General features: G+C 55.0%; 15 protein-coding genes. 3 read left to right on the top strand and 12 right to left on the bottom strand.

Annotated elements, in window-relative coordinates:
- Positions 1-97: 97 nt before the first annotated feature.
- From ACTG3T_RS02500 to ACTG3T_RS02510, 3 genes are all read left to right on the top strand, one after another.
- On the top strand, positions 98-1,717 hold the full coding sequence (locus ACTG3T_RS02500) for a sensor histidine kinase (protein WP_439100686.1): 1,620 nt from the start codon (positions 98-100) through the stop codon (positions 1,715-1,717).
- A gap of 6 nt (positions 1,718-1,723) precedes the next feature.
- Positions 1,724-3,097 carry a sigma-54-dependent transcriptional regulator gene (locus tag ACTG3T_RS02505; RefSeq protein WP_439100687.1) on the top strand — a complete coding sequence of 458 codons (1,374 nt, stop codon included), beginning with the start codon at positions 1,724-1,726 and terminating at the stop codon, positions 3,095-3,097.
- 79 nt (positions 3,098-3,176) lie between these two features.
- Positions 3,177-3,773, top strand: a complete 597-nt coding sequence (locus tag ACTG3T_RS02510) for a GspH/FimT family pseudopilin (RefSeq protein ID WP_439100715.1) — start codon at positions 3,177-3,179, stop codon at positions 3,771-3,773.
- A gap of 43 nt (positions 3,774-3,816) precedes the next feature.
- On the opposite strand, the gene ACTG3T_RS02515 is transcribed toward ACTG3T_RS02510, so the two are convergent.
- From ACTG3T_RS02515 to ribF, 12 genes are all read right to left on the bottom strand, one after another.
- Positions 3,817-4,137, bottom strand: coding sequence for a hypothetical protein (locus tag ACTG3T_RS02515; protein WP_439100688.1), 321 nt, complete (start codon positions 4,135-4,137; stop codon positions 3,817-3,819).
- A 40-nt stretch (positions 4,138-4,177) separates the two neighbouring features.
- Positions 4,178-4,645: a type IV pilin protein gene (locus tag ACTG3T_RS02520; protein WP_439100689.1), complete on the bottom strand. Its 468-nt coding sequence runs from the start codon at positions 4,643-4,645 to the stop codon at positions 4,178-4,180.
- Positions 4,645-9,420, bottom strand: coding sequence for a PilC/PilY family type IV pilus protein (locus ACTG3T_RS02525; protein WP_439100690.1), 4,776 nt, complete (start codon positions 9,418-9,420; stop codon positions 4,645-4,647). The genes ACTG3T_RS02520 and ACTG3T_RS02525 overlap by 1 nt, the downstream gene beginning before the upstream one ends.
- Positions 9,421-9,444: 24 nt before the next feature.
- Entirely contained in the window at positions 9,445-9,933 is a 489-nt protein-coding gene (locus ACTG3T_RS02530; RefSeq protein ID WP_439100691.1) for a PilX N-terminal domain-containing pilus assembly protein, read from the bottom strand.
- Between the two features lie 4 nt (positions 9,934-9,937).
- Positions 9,938-11,149, bottom strand: coding sequence for a PilW family protein (locus ACTG3T_RS02535; RefSeq protein ID WP_439100692.1), 1,212 nt, complete (start codon positions 11,147-11,149; stop codon positions 9,938-9,940).
- Positions 11,146-11,724, bottom strand: coding sequence for a type IV pilus modification protein PilV (pilV, locus tag ACTG3T_RS02540; RefSeq protein ID WP_439100693.1), 579 nt, complete (start codon positions 11,722-11,724; stop codon positions 11,146-11,148). The genes ACTG3T_RS02535 and pilV overlap by 4 nt, the downstream gene beginning before the upstream one ends.
- Entirely contained in the window at positions 11,721-12,395 is a 675-nt protein-coding gene (locus tag ACTG3T_RS02545; protein ID WP_439100694.1) for a GspH/FimT family pseudopilin, read from the bottom strand. Before ACTG3T_RS02545 ends, pilV begins: the two co-directional genes overlap by 4 nt.
- Positions 12,396-12,510: 115 nt before the next feature.
- Entirely contained in the window at positions 12,511-13,458 is a 948-nt protein-coding gene (gene ispH, locus ACTG3T_RS02550; protein WP_439100695.1) for a 4-hydroxy-3-methylbut-2-enyl diphosphate reductase, read from the bottom strand.
- On the bottom strand, positions 13,458-13,928 hold the full coding sequence (locus ACTG3T_RS02555; protein ID WP_439100696.1) for an FKBP-type peptidyl-prolyl cis-trans isomerase: 471 nt from the start codon (positions 13,926-13,928) through the stop codon (positions 13,458-13,460). Before ACTG3T_RS02555 ends, ispH begins: the two co-directional genes overlap by 1 nt.
- Positions 13,929-14,441 carry a signal peptidase II gene (gene lspA, locus ACTG3T_RS02560; protein ID WP_439100697.1) on the bottom strand — a complete coding sequence of 171 codons (513 nt, stop codon included), beginning with the start codon at positions 14,439-14,441 and terminating at the stop codon, positions 13,929-13,931.
- A complete protein-coding gene (ileS, locus tag ACTG3T_RS02565) occupies positions 14,434-17,238 on the bottom strand; it encodes an isoleucine--tRNA ligase (RefSeq protein ID WP_439100698.1) in 2,805 nt (934 codons plus the stop codon). The genes lspA and ileS overlap by 8 nt, the downstream gene beginning before the upstream one ends.
- On the bottom strand, positions 17,235-18,188 hold the full coding sequence (gene ribF, locus ACTG3T_RS02570) for a bifunctional riboflavin kinase/FAD synthetase (protein WP_439100699.1): 954 nt from the start codon (positions 18,186-18,188) through the stop codon (positions 17,235-17,237). Before ribF ends, ileS begins: the two co-directional genes overlap by 4 nt.
- Positions 18,189-18,196 lie beyond the last annotated feature (8 nt).

Here is an 18,196-nt window from a genome sequence, read left to right on the forward strand (position 1 = left end):
GCGATCGCAGACGAGCTGACCAGACGGCACGACAGAGTGCGTTGCGCTGCTAGAATGCAGGTTCGCAGCCATTCAGTGGAACTTTGAGTAAAAGACCGTGAGCAATCCCGCTATTTTAGTGCCTCCGGGGACCGTAGGGACTGAGCAGAATCAGCTGTTGTTCCGCATCTACCTGATTTATCGCACGGTGCTGTCGGTGGTTTTCCTGGTTCTCATTACTCTGCCCGCCACGCGGCAGCTGGTGGGCGCACACAATCCCGCGTTATATACGGCTGTGAGCAGCATTTTTCTGTTCAGCAACGTTGCACTGCTCGGTGTGGTGGCCGCTCGCTGGCAGAGCTCCAACGCCCGACTGGTGCTGCTGTTCTGCGTGGACATTGTTTGTATCACCTTACTGAGCGATGCCTCGGGAGGTATGAGCAGCGGCCTGCCCCTGCTGCTGGCCATCACCGTCGCCTCCAGCGCCGTACTCATCAGCAACCGCACAGTCGCGACACTGGTCGCCGCGCTGACCGTGCTGGCGGTGCTTGGAGACACCTTGCGACTCATGTCGACCACCAACACGGGGATCAAGGCTCTTTTCCCCGCAGGACTTCTTGGACTCCTATTTTTTATCGTATCGGGCATCGTGCAACTCGTCGCGCTGCGCCTTGGCCGGGTAGAGGCACTGGCCAGAGAGCGCGCCAGTGACATCTATCGGCTTCAGCGACTCAACGAACAAATCGTGCAGAATATGCAGACGGGCATCCTTCTGGTGGACTCCCTGAACCGCGCCCGAGTCCTCAATGCCGCAGCGGGCAGGCTGTTAGACCCCAGCAGACCCATCGCTTTGGAGCAGGGACGGGCTCTGACCGACTACAGTGGCGCTCTCTCTGAGCGCATTGAAAAATTCCGTCGCAGTGGCGAGCAGATTGGGTCGCCCTTTGCGGCCCAGGGTGACGGCGCCGAGATTGTCGCGCGATTCCACAGCCTCGAAGGGGGAGAGGAACATCAGATTCTCGTCTTTCTTGAGGACTATCGACCCGTTGCGGCCTATGCGCAGTCACTGAAGCTATCGTCCCTGGGGCGCCTCGCCGCCAGCATAGCCCACGAGATTCGCAATCCATTGGGTGCCATCAGCCATGCCTCACAGCTCTTGGATGAGTCCCCTGGTCTGGCTGACGATGACCGACGCATGGTGGATATGGTGCTCACCAACAGTCAACGGGTGAATGATATTGTTGAAAGTGTCATGCAGATCTCCCGTCGAGAACCGCCCAAGCTAGAGATGCTAAAGCTTGTAGATTGGCTGGAGTGGTACGACGAACGCTATCGCAGCGCCAGGGATAACCCTGGGAGTCTCAACATAGAATACGTGGACCCCAGTGCCCGTGTGCTAATAGATCCGGAACATCTCGAACGGGTGCTGGACAACCTAGTGAACAACGCCATGCGCCACAGTGAATTGGCCACTAAAAACTGCTCCGCCGAGTTGAGAGTGCGCGTTGATCGAAGTAAACGAGAATGCGTGATTGACGTGTACGATGATGGGCAGGGAGTCGCTGAAGCCGATGTGCCCCGACTCTTTGAACCCTTTTTTACCCGCAGTCCGGGTGGGAGCGGGCTTGGGCTTTACCTCTGCCGTGAGCTTTGCGAGCTGAATCAAGCGAGAATCGCTTATTTGCCGACCAGCGACGGACGGAGTCGTTTTCAAATCACCATTGAGCATCAGGAGTAAACGCGTGTGAGCAGTCATGAAGCCGTCCGGGTACTCATCGTTGATGATGAGCCGGATATCCGTGAGCTACTGGAGATAACCTTGGGTCGTATGGGACTGGATACCGTCAGCGCCGCGACATTGGACGAGGCCTACACACTGCTGGATGATGCTGCCCCCCTGCAATTGTGCCTCACGGACATGCGCTTGCCGGATGGCAACGGAATCGATTTGGTAGAACACATACAAGCCACTCAGCCTTCCCTACCCGTCGCAATGATCACGGCACACGGCAATGTAGACAGCGCTATCAGGGCACTCAAGGCTGGGGCATTTGATTTCATCAGCAAACCCGTAGCCTTGGAAAAACTTCGCGCCCTGATTAGCGCTGCGCTAGAGCTGGACCCCATCGGTGGAAGCGTTCGCGTTGGCAATAGCGACGAACTCATCGGGGACACCCCCGCCATGGATAAGCTACGCCAGCAAATCGAGAAACTCGCGCGAAGTCAGGCCCCCGTGCATGTTAGAGGCGAGTCCGGAAGCGGAAAAGAAGTCGTTGCACGAAACATTCACGGCCGGGGACCGCGAGCCGCGGGGCCCTTTGTTGCCGTGAACTGTGGAGCGATACCCGCAGAGCTCATAGAAAGCGAACTGTTTGGCCACCTTAAGGGAAGCTTTACCGGAGCGAGTCGCGACAAGCTAGGACTTTTCCAGGCAGCCGAAGGCGGCACACTGTTTCTTGATGAAGTCGCCGACTTACCGCTTGTGATGCAAGTGAAACTACTGCGCGCGATTCAGGAAAAACGGGTCCGCCCTGTGGGTGCAAACGAGGAGATAGAGACCGATGTTCGGCTGTTGTCAGCAACACACAAGAGCCTGGCAACAGAGGTAGCCGCTGGTCGCTTCCGGGAGGATCTGTTCTTTCGGGTGAACGTGATTGAATTGGAAGTTCCTAGCCTTCGGGAACGTAAAGACGACATCGCGATGCTTGCACAGGCTCTTATTGAGCGTATTGCAGATGCTCATCAGAGCGGCATCCCAAGAATCAGCGACGCAGCCCTTTTAGTAATGAAGGACTACAGGTTCCCCGGTAACGTGCGCGAACTCGAAAACATGCTCGAGCGCGCATTTGCATTGTGTGAAAACGGCGTCATCGATGTGGAGGACCTTCAGATTAGAAGCATCGCAACGCCTGTTGCTGCTCAGGAACCCATTACCCATAACAGTCAACTGAGCGCCGTAGCTGGAGATCTGAACGCCTATTTGGCAGATATTGAGCGCGAGGTGCTTAGCGAAGCACTGGACAAGCACCGCTGGAATCGAACAGAAACGGCCAAAGCTCTTGGACTGAGCTTTAGAAGCTTGCGGTATCGAATGAAGAAGCTAGCTCTAGAAGATTGAATTAAACCACTGCTGATCTGGGCAATAACGCTTACTCAGGGTGACAATCAAGGCCTCTTACCTAGTCCAAGGGTTCATGATGAGAGGCAATACTCAAAACAGGACACGGCTCTGTCACCGCCCGCACTATGGTTTTACGTTGATCGAACTGCTCATAATCACAACAATACTGTCCATAACTCTGGGACTAACTGCTGCACCCTTAGCAAAGCGGATCGACGAACTGCGCAGCGCCTCAGCTATGCGGCACTTGGCGTCACTGTTCTCCCTGGCTCGCCAAGAAGCGTTGCTAAGACAGGAGGCTATTACGGTATGTGCTTTAAATACGGCTAAACGCTGCCATCGGCAATGGACAGACAGTCACTCAATCGCGGTGTTTATCGACAGCAACAATAATCGTCGATTAGATGTGAACGATCAGCTTATTCGAGCGATTCAGTGGCCGCTGACTGGCGCAGAGCTGTCTTGGCGCGCCTCCCTAGCGAGAAACCACCTTAGGTTTGAACCGAACGGTGGCACCTGGCAAAACGGAACACTGTACTACTGCCCCAAAAGTCGCGACGCCCGTCAAGCAAGAGCCTTGGTGATCAGCCACAGCGGGCGCAACTACCTGCCCTCAGACAGCAATGGCGACGGTATTCGAGAGGATCGACAAGGGCGCAACCTCCGGTGTTAACACTGAATAGGGTCGTGTTTAACTGCCTGCGCCACAAACAGCGCTAATCGTCTTGATTGTCTTTTTGGGTACGCAGCCACTTACCATCTTCACGCACATACACATACCACAGCTGGCGATAAAGCCTCCCAGACACACGGTAAACCCGAAAATCATCTTGCAGGTAGCTGACAGCACTATTGAAGAATACATCTGGCCCCTGCGCTTGGGCTGCGGCCAATACCAGCGCGGGTATACCAGCGAGACTGTGTGTCCGTTGCTCGTCCTGGGATGCCTCTGAATCGTCAACTTGTGCATGAACGGGCCCGATTAGCAGCACGCAAACAGTAAAAGAAAGCAAAACCAATTTATAAGCTGTTTTCATGTAAACCTCTACCTCGACAATACCTGTCGCATCGTCAACATCACTGATCCCACGTAAATTCACTAGTCGCTATCGCACCATTGTTGTTCTTATCCCACGCGCGCCTGCCCAGAGAATCGAGCTGCAACAAACCGTCACCATCCTGCCTAGCCCCTGCTATTGGGACAGCTTGGATAGTGAATCTGGCGTCATCTGCAAAATCAATCCTTAGATTGTAGGCGGGATTATTACCATCAATAGGCGATTGGCTGGGAAACACCGATGGATCCGGCGACCCTGTGTCACCACCACCTGCCGCCGCGGCCTCATAACTATAATTCTGCGTGAATCTACGCTCCATTGCCTGCGCAAAGCCTAAGAGCGCAGCCTGAGCGTCTGCACGATTAGAGCGAACAATGGAGCGCTGATAGCTGGGTAGCGCAACAGTTACCAAGATACCCAGAATCACAACTACGATCATCAACTCAATCAGCGTAAAACCCGACTGACGGTTGGACGGCAACTTCATCATTGCTCCTTCAGCCAATAGGTTGTGACCGAATCGTTGCACCAATCATCAATAGGGCCATCCTCCGCGTTAAGCTTGATGACAACGCTATTACCATTCGGGCAAACACTTTCATCGGGCTGATTGGGGTCATCGGGGTCGTTGGAATCCTCCGGATCGTTGGGGTCTGGCACATACGGCGGCGGAACAATAATCGTTGCCTGATCAACAATACTTGGTGTGAGAAGTGGGCGCGGCTCTGTGCGAACAGCATCTTCGAGCCTCACTGAATAAGCCCGGGAGGTGCCTGCTGCGGGACGGCACCAGACGTTGGAGTTCCCCGGCGTATAAGTAGTAAAAATCACTCTCCCGTTAGCAATCAAGGGGGATGACAAAGCTTTTTCCCCAGGAAGCGAAAAGTCAAAGAACCAACCCTGAGACTCGTTCAGCAACTTTTGCTGAGTTTCCAGAGTAGTCCCCGTGGCCGTCGATAGTAAGTTCGCAGTTGCGTCATAGAGATCTGTAGTCACCAACGCAGTGTATACAGACGGCGCAGAAAACACCGCTCGCTGGCGAACTAAATACATACGGTTCGTCGCCAAGGTAGACAAGGGCGAAGGCCTAAATCCCGAACCTATAGCAACAACCAGCTCAGGACCATCAGGACCACGCACAATAGCAACACTGGGTGATGAGAAAAAACGACGGTTGCTTGCTATATCGTTACCTCCCCCGGCCACCCCTAAGTCAGCAATAACCCCACCGGTCACAAGATTCGCAAGCGTTTGACCGTTGGCGATATCGAAACGCCAGAGTTGACCGCCGGTATCCGCGCCAAACCACATATCCGCAAGACCATCTTGATTAATATCGACCACCGACATGGTACTGGGAAAGGAATAATTCATGGCTGAATAGGACTCGGTCCAAGGCTGCGCGCCGGTCTTGCCACCCGACCAAAGTAAGCGACCCGTCAGCGCGTCCACCATATACATGCCACGACCCACGTTATCGGCGGTTCGAATTTGCGTTTCATCTTGCGCCTCGTCATACCCGGCACTGAACAGCAATACGTCGCGAGGCTCACTATCCCCATCAAGCTTAACCTGCGTCTTAATAGGGCGGGACCAAGTTTGCCCTAACTCACTGAAATCATCGCCATTGGACTGCACGCCGCCACCGAGAATCTGCCACATCAACTCCGGAGCTTCCCGATCGGTTACATCCAGGGCATAGTAATTTCGGCCGCCTCGACGCATGCCTGTGTATATCCTCGCAAAGTCTTGGGCATCGTTAGCATCAATACCGTTGCGACCGTTGTCATTAACCCAGGGCGTGGGCGTACCGTCAATACCGTAGGGATGGGCTGTGCTGGAACGATTGAGGCGTAGATCGTTTTGCATTGGCAGCAACGCCTCTGGAATAAAGGCAAATGTCTCCTGTCCAGTGCTCGCATCCACCGACTGAAGACCGCCTGAGTTGGTGCCAAAGAGGATTTCTACATCAGGGTTTGTTTCAGTGCCGCCGTAGGTGATTGCGACTGGTCGCGAGTGCAATGGATCCCCGAATATGTAGCGATTTTCATTCACCGCACCGTCACCATCCTCATCATCAGAATCTTTACCTCGGATCCAGGCAATATGCTCTGCAAACTCAGCGTCGGACATCGAATCTACGCCAAACATTGCCTTGGTGAGCATCGTATTAGCGGGCCGCAAAGCATTCACGCCGTTGGCAAGGTTGTTGCTGCTAGATCCAGAAACAAAGGTGTAGACGTTCCGATCTCCATAGGCCGGGAGGTTCTCCGCTGCTCCCCCGATGTCCACGGCCGCACCATCCACCTGCGAACTCCAAAAACTTTGAGCGTTTCCGATAAAAAAGCCGGTAACCGGGTCTATCGCAAGATTCCCATTAACATCGACAATATCGACGTCTTCTTCACTCAACGCATACTTTTTGATATTTCCTCGCCATCGAGGGAACTCGTCGGGGCGAAAAACCGCAAAGTAAACCTGACGCAGATGGCTTAGCTGACTAAACTCGTTCACCGCCGCTACGGGAGCCACAAACGTGGAGTCGGTTTTCAGCACTTCTCCAATAATATCCTTGATCTCTGCAACCAGTTCGGTGGCATTGTTTGCAGTTTTATAGACACCGCCGCCAGCGGCGGCCACATCTTCAAGCCACTTACTAGAGAAGTTAAACCCAATCGTGTGAGTGGTAATCCGTTGATTCCCCGCTAGGGTCGAGCTCATATCCGTCTCGTTCATATACCTTGCTAGGTCCTTCACGCACCGCTCACCGCTCTCAAGTGCCGTTGTACTTCCATCGGCATTGAGTGTCGGTTCATTCTCGCAAGCTTCGCCTCCCATAAATTGCGGAATCAGTTCACTTGAATGTGGACGGTTTGCCTCACCGTCTGTGAGCATGATGATGTGACTTTGCTCTTGGCAAAAATCGTTAATGGGGCTTTTATATAGGGCCGCGGATCCCACAGCAGTGATGTTCTCATCGCGACAGTCACTGCTATCAAGGTTCGATTCAGAGCAATCACGGGGCCGATTCAATGAAAAAGTGCCGGGAACCATCGCCTCGCTGGCTGAAACACGAGCATAACTAAAGGGCCCACCATCAATTCCAGAAAAACCTCGGGTAGCTCCCCACTTTACCGCTGACCCGGTGTAATACAGAGCAGCCTCATAGAGGGTATCTTGCACGGGCGTCCAACCGTTGTGGTTAAGCTGTGAAACCAGATCTTTCATTACCGAGCGTGTTCTTTGCGAGGTGAAGCTTGACCCATCATCTTGATACTCGATAAATAGTCGAGGCGCGTCCGCGCGGTCGCCATCAACACTCACAGCCCTACGATTTCTTCTGGTGCTCGTGTCTATACGAAACGCCATAGCATTGCCGGCTTTCCAACCTGCTCGATTAGTAATGTTGTTTTGTATTAGATTGGCCAGAGACGGCGTTCTATTGACATCGTCTTCCTCCCATTCAGAAGATACCGACCATGGCACTGTGGTTGAGGCATAAGCGCGATCTTCTATCGTCCCGTTTGCGCTCGTATAGCCGCTGGGGTTATCGGCAGCCTCCGCAAAGATCGTCATATTGGTGGTACCAGAGTCATCCTCATCAGACACTAGTTCTATATATGCATTCAAGATAGTGGCATTACGGGGAACAGCCACGTCGCTGAATCGCAAGCCCACCACAGATCCCCGTTCTAAATCCAGATCATCGCTGCTAGTTCTAGCGCGACTTCCGGTTTCCTCGGCATCATCATTGGAGGAACCTATTGTGCGGCTTAAAGTTCGGAGAAAGCATGACGACCCCGGCGTAATAGAGTCGTACTCGTACTTAACCACGAGCCGGGGCGCCAGAGACGCGCTTCCTTCAAAAGCCCACACCGGCAGCTGCCCCGAATCACCATTAACCACCAATGACAGGGCATTACCTCCGCACCAATCATTGCGGCCTGCGACCTGCTCCACCAGTGAAGAAATATCCGGACTTTGGAAAGTATCTCCGGAACTATGGGTCATGCTGCCCTCCCAACTTACGCGCTCCGTAGACAGATCACGGTTGGTAATATTGCCCGGCGCAGCGGTGAACGTTGAGGTATCACCGCTAAGCTCCACGCCGATCTCAAGATCGTACTGCGAAGTGAAATCTCGCTCCGCGGTAAATAGTAGGTAAGCCTCGCTAATCGTGGCCCCCCTTGGCACATCAAGGCCGTCAAACCGCAGCCCCGTTGTCGTAGGTTCGACGCTTCCAGTAGAGCCCGTGGTGTACTCCACGAAGAGTTTGGCAGCCCTACTGGAGCTTCTTTCTTCTGAGTAAAATTCGACTTCGGCGTCGCCCCTAGCAGAAACTGTTTCGAAGATCAGTACGATGTCATCCTCACCGCCACCGGCAGGATCCCATCGCGAAGTGGAAACAATTTCCTGAATCAGGTCAGACAAATCAGGCGTATCAATAGTTTCGTTACGTGCAGGCGGCCGATTGATTCTCCAGCCAACTTGAGCATTGGTGTCAGACCGTCGAGTGATTCTTTCGTCATCATCAAAATCGCCTGAATCAATCCTCTGCCCCGAGATACGCAAGTCGAGTCGACCCGATTCACCATCTCTACCGGTGAAACGCACATAGGCGTTGGTAATCGTCGCTCCTCTCGGGATATCGAGGCCTGTAAATCGCACGCCAATGTTTTCATCTTCTTCTAATTTTAATTCTCGGTCGTTAACGTCAATATCGTAATCGCCGTCATCCACCTCCTCTTCTGCATCGTCATCCCCGTTAACCACCTGGCTCTCGGACGTCCCTGTGCCAGAATCTCCAACGGCAAGATTGAGAATATCAAGCTTTTCCGCATCCAAAATCATCACAGAGGTACCGTCAACCTCTTGCGCGTCATCGGTTGCAGCTGCGATGGGCGTATCAACAGAAACGATTTCACCCCCGCCGACCACCTCATCGATATAGCTGACCGGGTATAAAACCGGGCCACCGGGATTGGTAAAGCGCATCAACCCCACGTTGACGTTATCTAATTCGTCCAGCAGCTGGTACATCGCATCTTTTACATTATCAAGGCGATCTTTACCGGTTCCCGACACGCTTGCGCTCATAGAGCCCGAAGTATCAATGATAAAAAGCACATTTGGACGAGCACTGGCGCTCTCAACCTCTCCAAAAAAAATCTCCGTATCATCACCCCAGACAGGTGCGGTACACCACAATGTCGCCAGGCATGCAGCCGAGATTTTCTTAACCATGCGATTCACACCGTTCATTTTTCGTCACTCCCGACCCGAAGCCTATATAGGCTTGGGTGCAAAACGTTTTAGACCTTGAATATGTCGACTGTTGAAGCGGTCGTCTGTGCGACCCGCCTCTGCGCGAATTTCAAAATGGAGACTGCGAAGCCCCGGGTTACCAATTACTAAATCATTGCCAAGCGCTGAAACTTCATTTACGTAGCGCACCTCTACACTTCCCGCCAGATCAGCATCATCAAGGAAGCTAAAAGCCGTGCTCGTCGGCCAAGCCGAGTTACTTAAGCGGGCAGCAAACGCCTGTACCAACAGATTCTCATCACCTTTGGACTGATCTATGATCGACTCTGCAGCTTGAAAGCTAACTTCTTTGCCCTGACGCGCCGCGGCCATACGAGATTCCAGCGAACTCGTCTCCATCACCTGGTAACCAACAATAGTCGTCAGCAATAAAAGCATCAGAACCACAAGCAACACGACCCCATCCTGGTGGCCACGCACTAAGCTTTGTTTTCTCTTAAGTTGATACATCGGCCTAAAACTCTGGTGCATTGCGTAAAGTAACGGTGGTGGTAAAAACGTCACGCTGCACCGCGCCAGAGGAATGAAGGCCTCCCTGCCCCAGAGCAGAGGCACCCACGCCCGACACCTGCTCATCGATCAATACATACACTCGACTGTCATCGCCATCACGAATAAGATCAAAACCTTGCATAAGCAGTGCAACTCGCACCGATATAGCCCCCTCGTAATTGTTTCCCGTGTTCAACGTCGCGTCACTGGGGTTAACATAACGAATAGAATTGCTGAGGCTCACACGCTGACCGATCTTGACCTGCATGTGCTCCACACCTTCGATCATTTCTTCGGTCGCACCGTTCACCTCTCGGTACAGTGCCCACACATCGAACCCATTGCGATCACGCCCGGTATCTGCCACGTACCATGTCGCTTCTTCATAGAGCAGCACCTGAGAATCAATGTCATAAAAATTTTCGATGGACGTTGAATAGTTACCGCTATTGTCAAATTCGAGGGTCGTGGCGTTGGGTGGCGCACCAGCATTACAGGTCTGCGAATTGGTCACCGCGAACAAATGAGCTGTCAAATTGCATCCGGTCACTAAGACGCGACTACCTTGCTCAACCGCGCAACCTGGGTTGTCATCAAGTGCTACATTCGTGCTCGCAGGTGAAACGTCCGAAATCAGCAGCGGATCATTGGGGTCGTCTTCATTTAATAACTCGTTCATCCGCAGGCTCAACACATCGCTACCATTACGTGCGCCACCACCAGTTTCAGCTGCCAGAATATTCGCGGACAAATTGGTCGACGGTGGGTTCGCCGCCCACGCTCCCGTTCCGTTGCGCTCATAGGCACGAATGCCGTCAAGCGTTGTGGAAAAGCCCGCAGAGTTAGGATCTTCAATCATATTAACGACGAATACATCCCCAGTATTACAGCCAAGGTACTGCGTCCGATGCAGATCTTCGCGCAGAAGATCCAGCGCAAAGCGGCCATTTTCCTGGAGGCGTGCAAGCGAGTTTTCTAGTCGGGCAGAGTCTTTGTTTGCTAGAAATACTGTCACCACTCCAAGCACTAAAAAAGCACCAATCGACAGAGCAACCATAAGCTCGATCAAGGAAAGTCCGGATTGCGGCCCGCGCATCTTGTTCCGCTGGGCCGTGAGTTCGACGCTGCGCCCAACAATACAGAGACGGTTACTGTCATTTAAAAAAGTAATCATGGTGTAAACGTTGCTGTCAAACTGACCACCTGCCACACTCTAGAACGAGTATTTGAGCCATCCGTGCTGTTGAGATTGTCGAACTGGCGCTCGGTCCAGTTGACCTGGACTGTGTATTCATCTCCATCAGCGGAAATGAGTGCACGGCCACCGGGAATGCTCGGCCGAAAATTGCCTGCGCCTACGTTAAAAACATCGAAGAAATGCACATTCCACTCTCGGAGATCCTGCAACGCGGCCTGCTGTGGTGTACAACCGTCAGCGTCCTGGCAGGCCTGATCCCCAGGAACAGTGGCTCCGTCATCCGGATAAACCCCGACGTAAGACGCCACAGCTGTTGGATTTGCTCGCATCGCATCAAGAATCTCGGCGCCGATATACACCGCCTGAGAGCGAAAGTACGCCCCCTGGTTGGCCTGCAGGCTCAGCATCTGCATTCCCACAACACCCAAGAGGCCCACCAGCAGAATCAACACACTCACCATCACCTCAATGAGTGTAAAACCGCCTTGCTGCCGCGTTTGACGGCTCTCCACGCCTTGCCTCTTTGAAGCATTCAGATGTTGTTTAATCATGGACACACCACCGATGTCACTGTGTTGTCTTCCACCACCCCGTTGTTGTCTGTATCCAATGCGCGGCGGGCCTGACCAGAAACTTCCACAACCAACGCCCGCGCGTCATTCACGCCACGTGCATCGCAGATTGTTAGGGTGCCGCTGGTGTTCTGCAAAACCCGACCGGAATCCTGAAACACAATATTAGCCGTGGAGGGGAAGTTCACGGTGCGAATCGTCACCTCCGCAGGCGCTGGCTCGCCAATGCGCAGGAGTTCCTCAGCGCCATTGAGCGTGCCATCAGACGCCGCACCGCCACTACCGGCGCCGTTGTCAACAAATATCAACCACCCTGTCTCCCAATTGCTTCCGGAACAGGACGCTGTGTCTACGGTGGGACAAATCGAAACAGGCTCTGAACGGATGACCGCCTCGGCACGGGCAAAACTCAGTGCTGTGGCAACAGAGTTAACCGTCGTCTGAAGGCGATTGCGTTGCAAACTACTCTGAAAGGATGGACCACCTATCCCCAGCAGAATACCGATAAGCACCAACACCATCATCAATTCTATGAGGGTGAATCCCGCCTCTCGGGATCGGCGAGCCCTTGTAGGGTCCTGATCCGGCGCAGCCCATTTTCGCGTAGGGCCCCCGCGGTGCGGATGGCAAAGTGTTGGCAAGCCTTTCATGTAAACAGCATAGGCAAGACAGAACAGCCGCGCAGCCAACGCCCGACAAACGGTCAAATTTGCCGATAACCGGCAAACTCAAGGACTTAGCCCAGAATATGGGCTTACATAACCGTCAATCCACAGGGTGGAGACGCAGTTCCCTGGGCATGCTGAAGGTGACATTCTCAGGCCGTCCATCCACTTCATGGACAGTATCGGCGCCCATGTCCCGGAGCCGATCAATGACCTCCTGCACCAGGACCTCCGGCGCAGAGGCCCCCGCAGTCACACCGACCCTTTTTTTGCCTTCAAGCCAGCCCGCGTCAATTTCATCAGCCCGATCCAACAGATAGGCCTGCGCGCCCATGCGCTCTGCGAGCTCTCGCAGCCGATTGGAGTTGGAGCTGTTGGGCGACCCCACAACAATCATAAGATCACAATCGGCTGCCAGCTGTTTCACCGCGTCCTGACGATTCTGTGTGGCATAGCAGATATCGTCTTTACGCGGCCCGGTAATCGCCGGGAATCGCTCTCGCAGCGCCTCGATCACCCGCGCCGTATCGTCCATGGACAGGGTAGTCTGGGTGACATAAGACAGCTTTTCCGGATCGCGGACGCTAAGATTCGCAGCCTGCGCCTCGTCCTCAACCAGGTAAATATCGCCCCCCTTGCTGTGGTCGTACTGGCCCATGGTCCCTTCAACCTCCGGGTGCCCAGCATGGCCGATGAGCACACATTCTCGACCTTCCGCGCTGTAGCGTGTGACCTCGATATGCACCTTGGTTACCAACGGGCAGGTGGCATCAAATACTTTGAGCCCCCGCGACCCCGCCTGCTTACGCACCGCCTGGGAGACGCCATGAGCACTGAAGATGACAATGCAGTCATCGGGAACCTCGTCCAGTTCCTCGACAAACACCGCCCCGCGAGACCGCAGATCATCAACGACGAAGCGGTTGTGAACAACTTCATGACGCACATAGATGGGTGCACCAAACACCTCCAGCGCGCGATTGACGATATCAATGGCCCTGTCGACGCCGGCACAGAAGCCCCGGGGATTTGCCAGCTGAATATCCATCAGTGCAAGTCTACCGCTTCAAGACGATGGATCTGTACGTCAAACAAAATGGTCTGGCCGGCCAGGGGATGGTTAAAGTCCACGGTGACCTCCGAATCATCGAAACCCACGATCATACCGGGCAGCTCACCGCCGGATGCGTCTGCAAAGGAACAGACCAGCCCCAGCTCAAGCTCCATTTCCTCGTCAAAACCCTCTCTGGGCACACGCTGTACGTTGTTTTCGTTGGGCTGCCCGAAGGCGTCTTCGGGTGGAACCTGAAACAATTTTCGCTCCCCGGCCTGCATGCCGATGATGTGGCGCTCAAAGCCCGGCAAAAGACTCCCATCGCCAATAGCGAAGCTCACGGCCTCGCCCCCGAAATTGGAATCCACCTCAGCACCGTCCTCCAGCGCCAGCGAAAAATTCAAAAACACCCGGGTGCCCTCACCCACGTTTCCGTCCATAGAATCACTCACTGCGTCTGCCATTTAACTGCCCTGCTCCTCCTTGGAGACCCTGTCGGTCGCAGAGTTCACAACACTATCAAGAATAATGAGAAAAGCACCTACCGAAATAGCGGCGTCTGCGACGTTAAAGGTCGGAAAATACCAGTCACGGTAATGGACACTGATAAAATCGACAACGTAGCCAAGATGGATGCGATCCACAAGATTACCGAGAGCACCGCCCAGAACCAGGGCCAGCGCCAGCGAGAGTTGCCATTGTCGGGACTTCAGATCCTTTAGCCAGTAAACAATCATGGCACTCACGCCTAACGCCAGCGCAGCAAAGAGCCAACGCTGCCAACCACCGGCGCCCGCCAGAAAGCTGAAAGCGGCCCCCTGATTGTGATGGAGAGTCAGATTAAACCAGCTGAATATCTTTACCGGCATGGCGTAACTCAACTCTGAAGAGGCAAGCCACTTGCTCGCCTGATCCAAAACCACAATCAGCGCTGCGAGGGCGTACCAGCGCGCGGCGCCTTTGAGGGTCTCAGGCAAATTCCCGCACCTCGCCAGGGCCATCTACATTACTGACGCAGCGCCCACAGAGAGTGGGATGCGCCTCGTGTTCACCGATATCTGCGCAGCGATGCCAGCAGCGCTCACATTTCTCGGCATCGGAGACTGTAACTGACAGACGCAAACCCTCGACCTCCGTCTCGGCGGCATCAGCGCCGGCTGACGCCAGGGGCGCCACCTCCGCAGCGGAGGTGATCAGCACAAAGCGCAGCTCATTGCCCAAACCCGCAAGGCGCTCCGCAAGCTGCCCGTCGCAATACAGCGTGACTGCGGCATCCAGGGATCCCCGCAGCTCGCCCGCGGCGCGCAGAGTCTCCAACTGCTTATTCACGGCGGTACGCACTGCGATCAAGGCATCCCAGTACTGTGCATCCAGCTTGTCCTTGCGGGACAAACGCAGCAGCGGCGCGCCCCAGCTGGCGAGGAGTACGGAATCCTCACGCTCACCCGGGAGATTCTCCCAAAGCTCTTCGGCAGTAAAGGACAGGATCGGCGCCATCCACCGCGCCATGGCATCAGCGATACGGTAGAGCGCTGTCTGCGCAGACCGCCGGGCAAGACTGTCCGCCCGAGTGGTGTATTGCCGATCTTTGATGATGTCGAGGTAAAAGCCCCCCATCTCCCCTGAACAATAGTTGTGGAGACGATGACAGACCTGATGGAACTGGTAGGCATCATAGGCCTGCCTCAAATCTTCTTGCAGCCGCGCGGCAGAGTCCACCGCCCAGCGATCCAGCGGCAGAAGTTCCTCATCGGCGAGCAGATGCTCTGCGGGATCAAAGCCTGAGAGGTTGGCCAGCATGAACCTGGCGGTATTGCGGATGCGACGGTAACTGTCCCCGGTGCGTTTGATGATCTCATCAGACACGGCGACCTCATTGCGGTAGTCCGTTGAGGCCAGCCATAGCCGCAAAATATCGGCGCCGTTATCATTCATGGCCTTGCGGGCAGGAATAATGTTGCCGATGGACTTCGACATCTTCCGACCATCGCCATCTACAGTGAAACCGTGGGTCAGTACCGCCTTGAAAGGCGCTTCGCCGTAGGCGCCAATACCCGTGAGCAGTGAAGACTGGAACCAGCCGCGATGCTGATCAGAGCCCTCGAGATACAGATCTGCGGGGGAGCTAAGCTCCTCCCTGCGCCGCAGTACGCAGGCATGGGTTACCCCGGAATCAAACCAGACATCCAGGGTATCGGTGACCTTGGCATAGTGCTCAGCGTCCTCGCCAAGCAGCTCCCTCGCTTCCAGACTGAACCACGCTTCAATGCCCGTCTTCTGAATGCGAGTCGCCACCTGCTCCATAAGCGCGGGGGTGTCGGGGTGGAGCTCCGCAGTCTCCTTGTGAACGAACAGCGTAATAGGCACGCCCCAGGTCCGTTGACGGGAGATACACCAGTCCGGACGCTCACTGAGCATGGATTCGATACGGGCGCGGCCCCACTCCGGGACCCACTGCACACCGTCGACGGCTTTCTGGGCTGCATCAAGCAGGCCGTTCTCGTGCATACGCACAAACCACTGGGGAGTAGCCCGGAAAATCAAGGGTGTCTTGTGCCGCCAACAGTGGGGATAGGAGTGCTGATAATCCTGGTGATGGAGAAGCACGCCGCGCTCTTCAAGCGCCGCTACGATGTTGCTATTGGCTTTGAAGACATGCTGCCCGCCAAACAGCGCGGTGTCCTCGCGGAACACGCCGTTGGGTCCCACGGGATTGTCGACCGACAGGTCGTAGCGCATACCGACGATGTAGTCATCCTGACCATGGGCCGGCGCGGTGTGCACCAGGCCGGTGCCCGCCTCGACGGTGACGTGCTCTCCAAGGATCACGGGCACCTGGCGATCAAGGAAGGGATGCTGAAGCAACTGATGCTCAATATCTCGCCCCTTGCAGCGGCCGAGAATGTCCGGCTCACCCAAGCCATAGCGGCTGGCGCAGCTCTCTGCCAGCGCCTCCGCCACCAGCAAACGCTGGTCATTGCCGGCGATCAGCACATAGTCGAGATCCGGATGCACGCTGACAGCGCGGTTGGCCGGCAGCGTCCAGGGCGTCGTGGTCCAGATGGGAACGGTTACCCCTGCGTCATCATCGAGACCACAGGCATGATTGATCGCCGAGGCATCCACCGCGGCAAAAGCCACATCGATGGCGGAAGATTGCTTATCGGCATACTCCACTTCGGCCTCTGCAAGAGCGGAGCCGCAATCCAGGCACCAGTGCACCGGCTTGAAACCCTTGTGCACGTGGCCCCGCTCCACCAGGCGACCCAGAGTTCGGACAATGTCCGCCTCGAAATCAAAGTTCATGGTGAGATAGGGGTTTTCCCAGTCGCCGATAATCCCCATGCGGACAAAGTCTTCCCGCTGGTTATCAATTTGGCGCTGCGCATAGGCGCGGCACTTCTCGCGAAATTCCGCTGCGCTGAGTTTGACACCGGGCTTACCGACTTTTTTCTCGACATTGAGCTCAATGGGAAGCCCATGACAGTCCCAGCCCGGCACATAGGGCGAATCAAAGCCATCGAGGGTTTTGTACTTGACGATGATGTCCTTGAGTACCTTGTTCACCGCGTGACCCACGTGGAGATCCCCATTCGCATAGGGGGGGCCGTCGTGGAGAATAAACTTGGGCCGACCTGCTCGCGCCTCGCGAATGCGGTGATATAGCCCCATCTCCTGCCATTGCTTGATTCTTGCCGGCTCACGCTGGGCAAGGTTTGCCTTCATGGGAAATCCCGTAGTCGGCAGGTTGAGGGTGTCCTTGTAGTCACTCATGAGATTTTTCTGTCCTCTGTGCCCAATGCGAACCAGGCACGAGCTCCTTCTATGTCTTCATGGATTTTCGCTTTGAGTATTTCCAAAGACTCATAGCGTTCTTCGTCTCGAAACTTGTGCAGGAAGCGCACGTTTATCCGCTGACCGTAAAGCCCGTGGTCGCCATCCAGAATATGCACCTCCAGATTGGGTTTGAGGCCCTCCTCCACGGTGGGCCGTACGCCAACATTGGCAATGGCGGGTACATTACTGAGACCTGCTCCCTCAACCGTCACTGCGAACACACCACTTAAGGGGACACTTCCCCGCCGGAGGGCAATATTGGCCGTAGGTGAGCCTATCTGCCGGCCCAGTTGCCGGCCGTAAACGACCCTGCCTGATATCTCGTAGTCCCGTCCCAGACAGGCCCGGGCTGTGGAAAAATCCCCGTCTGCCAGAGCCTTGCGGAGACGGGTGCTGCTCACGCGTGCACCGTCGACTTCAATGGTTTCTGTCGCGAGGGTGTCGAAGCCTTCCCGCTCGCCAATGGACTCCATCAGTGAAAAACCACCCTCACGGTCATGCCCAAAGCGAAAATCGTCCCCCAGAACCAGTGCTCGAACACCCAGTCCTTTTGCAAAGATGCCCTCTGCGAACTCTTCAGCAGACATCTGGCGCAGAGTCTCGTTAAAACGAAGACACAGTAAACGGTTGACGCCCAATGCCGCCAGGGACTCAAACCGCTCCCGGAAACTCTGCAATCGCGCGGGGGCGGAATCCGCCGCCAGATACTCTCGCGGCAGCGGCTCGAAGGTCACCACCGTGGTGGGCAGATCAAATTTGCGGCCCTGTTCAGCCAACTGCGATATCACAGTTTGGTGCCCCAGATGTACGCCATCGAAGGCACCGATGGTCGCTACGCTGGGACGAATTTTGGCGCGCAGGCTACTAAGACCGCGAAGGAGCTCCATGGCGTCAC

The sequence above is a fragment of the Congregibacter sp. genome (assembly GCF_965660375.1).
In the GTDB taxonomy this organism is placed as follows: domain Bacteria; phylum Pseudomonadota; class Gammaproteobacteria; order Pseudomonadales; family Halieaceae; genus Congregibacter.

Coding starts and splice junctions, on each gene's coding strand:
- ACTG3T_RS02535 (WP_439100692.1), bottom strand. CDS start 11,149: ATGATTACTTTTTTAAATGACAGTAACCGTCTCTGTATTGTTGGGCGC.
- ACTG3T_RS02555 (WP_439100696.1), bottom strand. CDS start 13,928: ATGGCAGACGCAGTGAGTGATTCTATGGACGGAAACGTGGGTGAGGGC.
- pilV (WP_439100693.1), bottom strand. CDS start 11,724: ATGATTAAACAACATCTGAATGCTTCAAAGAGGCAAGGCGTGGAGAGC.
- ACTG3T_RS02520 (WP_439100689.1), bottom strand. CDS start 4,645: ATGAAGTTGCCGTCCAACCGTCAGTCGGGTTTTACGCTGATTGAGTTG.
- ribF (WP_439100699.1), bottom strand. CDS start 18,188: ATGGAGCTCCTTCGCGGTCTTAGTAGCCTGCGCGCCAAAATTCGTCCC.
- ispH (WP_439100695.1), bottom strand. CDS start 13,458: ATGGATATTCAGCTGGCAAATCCCCGGGGCTTCTGTGCCGGCGTCGAC.
- ACTG3T_RS02510 (WP_439100715.1), top strand. CDS start 3,177: ATGAGAGGCAATACTCAAAACAGGACACGGCTCTGTCACCGCCCGCAC.
- ileS (WP_439100698.1), bottom strand. CDS start 17,238: ATGAGTGACTACAAGGACACCCTCAACCTGCCGACTACGGGATTTCCC.
- ACTG3T_RS02525 (WP_439100690.1), bottom strand. CDS start 9,420: ATGAACGGTGTGAATCGCATGGTTAAGAAAATCTCGGCTGCATGCCTG.
- ACTG3T_RS02530 (WP_439100691.1), bottom strand. CDS start 9,933: ATGTATCAACTTAAGAGAAAACAAAGCTTAGTGCGTGGCCACCAGGAT.
- ACTG3T_RS02545 (WP_439100694.1), bottom strand. CDS start 12,395: ATGAAAGGCTTGCCAACACTTTGCCATCCGCACCGCGGGGGCCCTACG.
- ACTG3T_RS02515 (WP_439100688.1), bottom strand. CDS start 4,137: ATGAAAACAGCTTATAAATTGGTTTTGCTTTCTTTTACTGTTTGCGTG.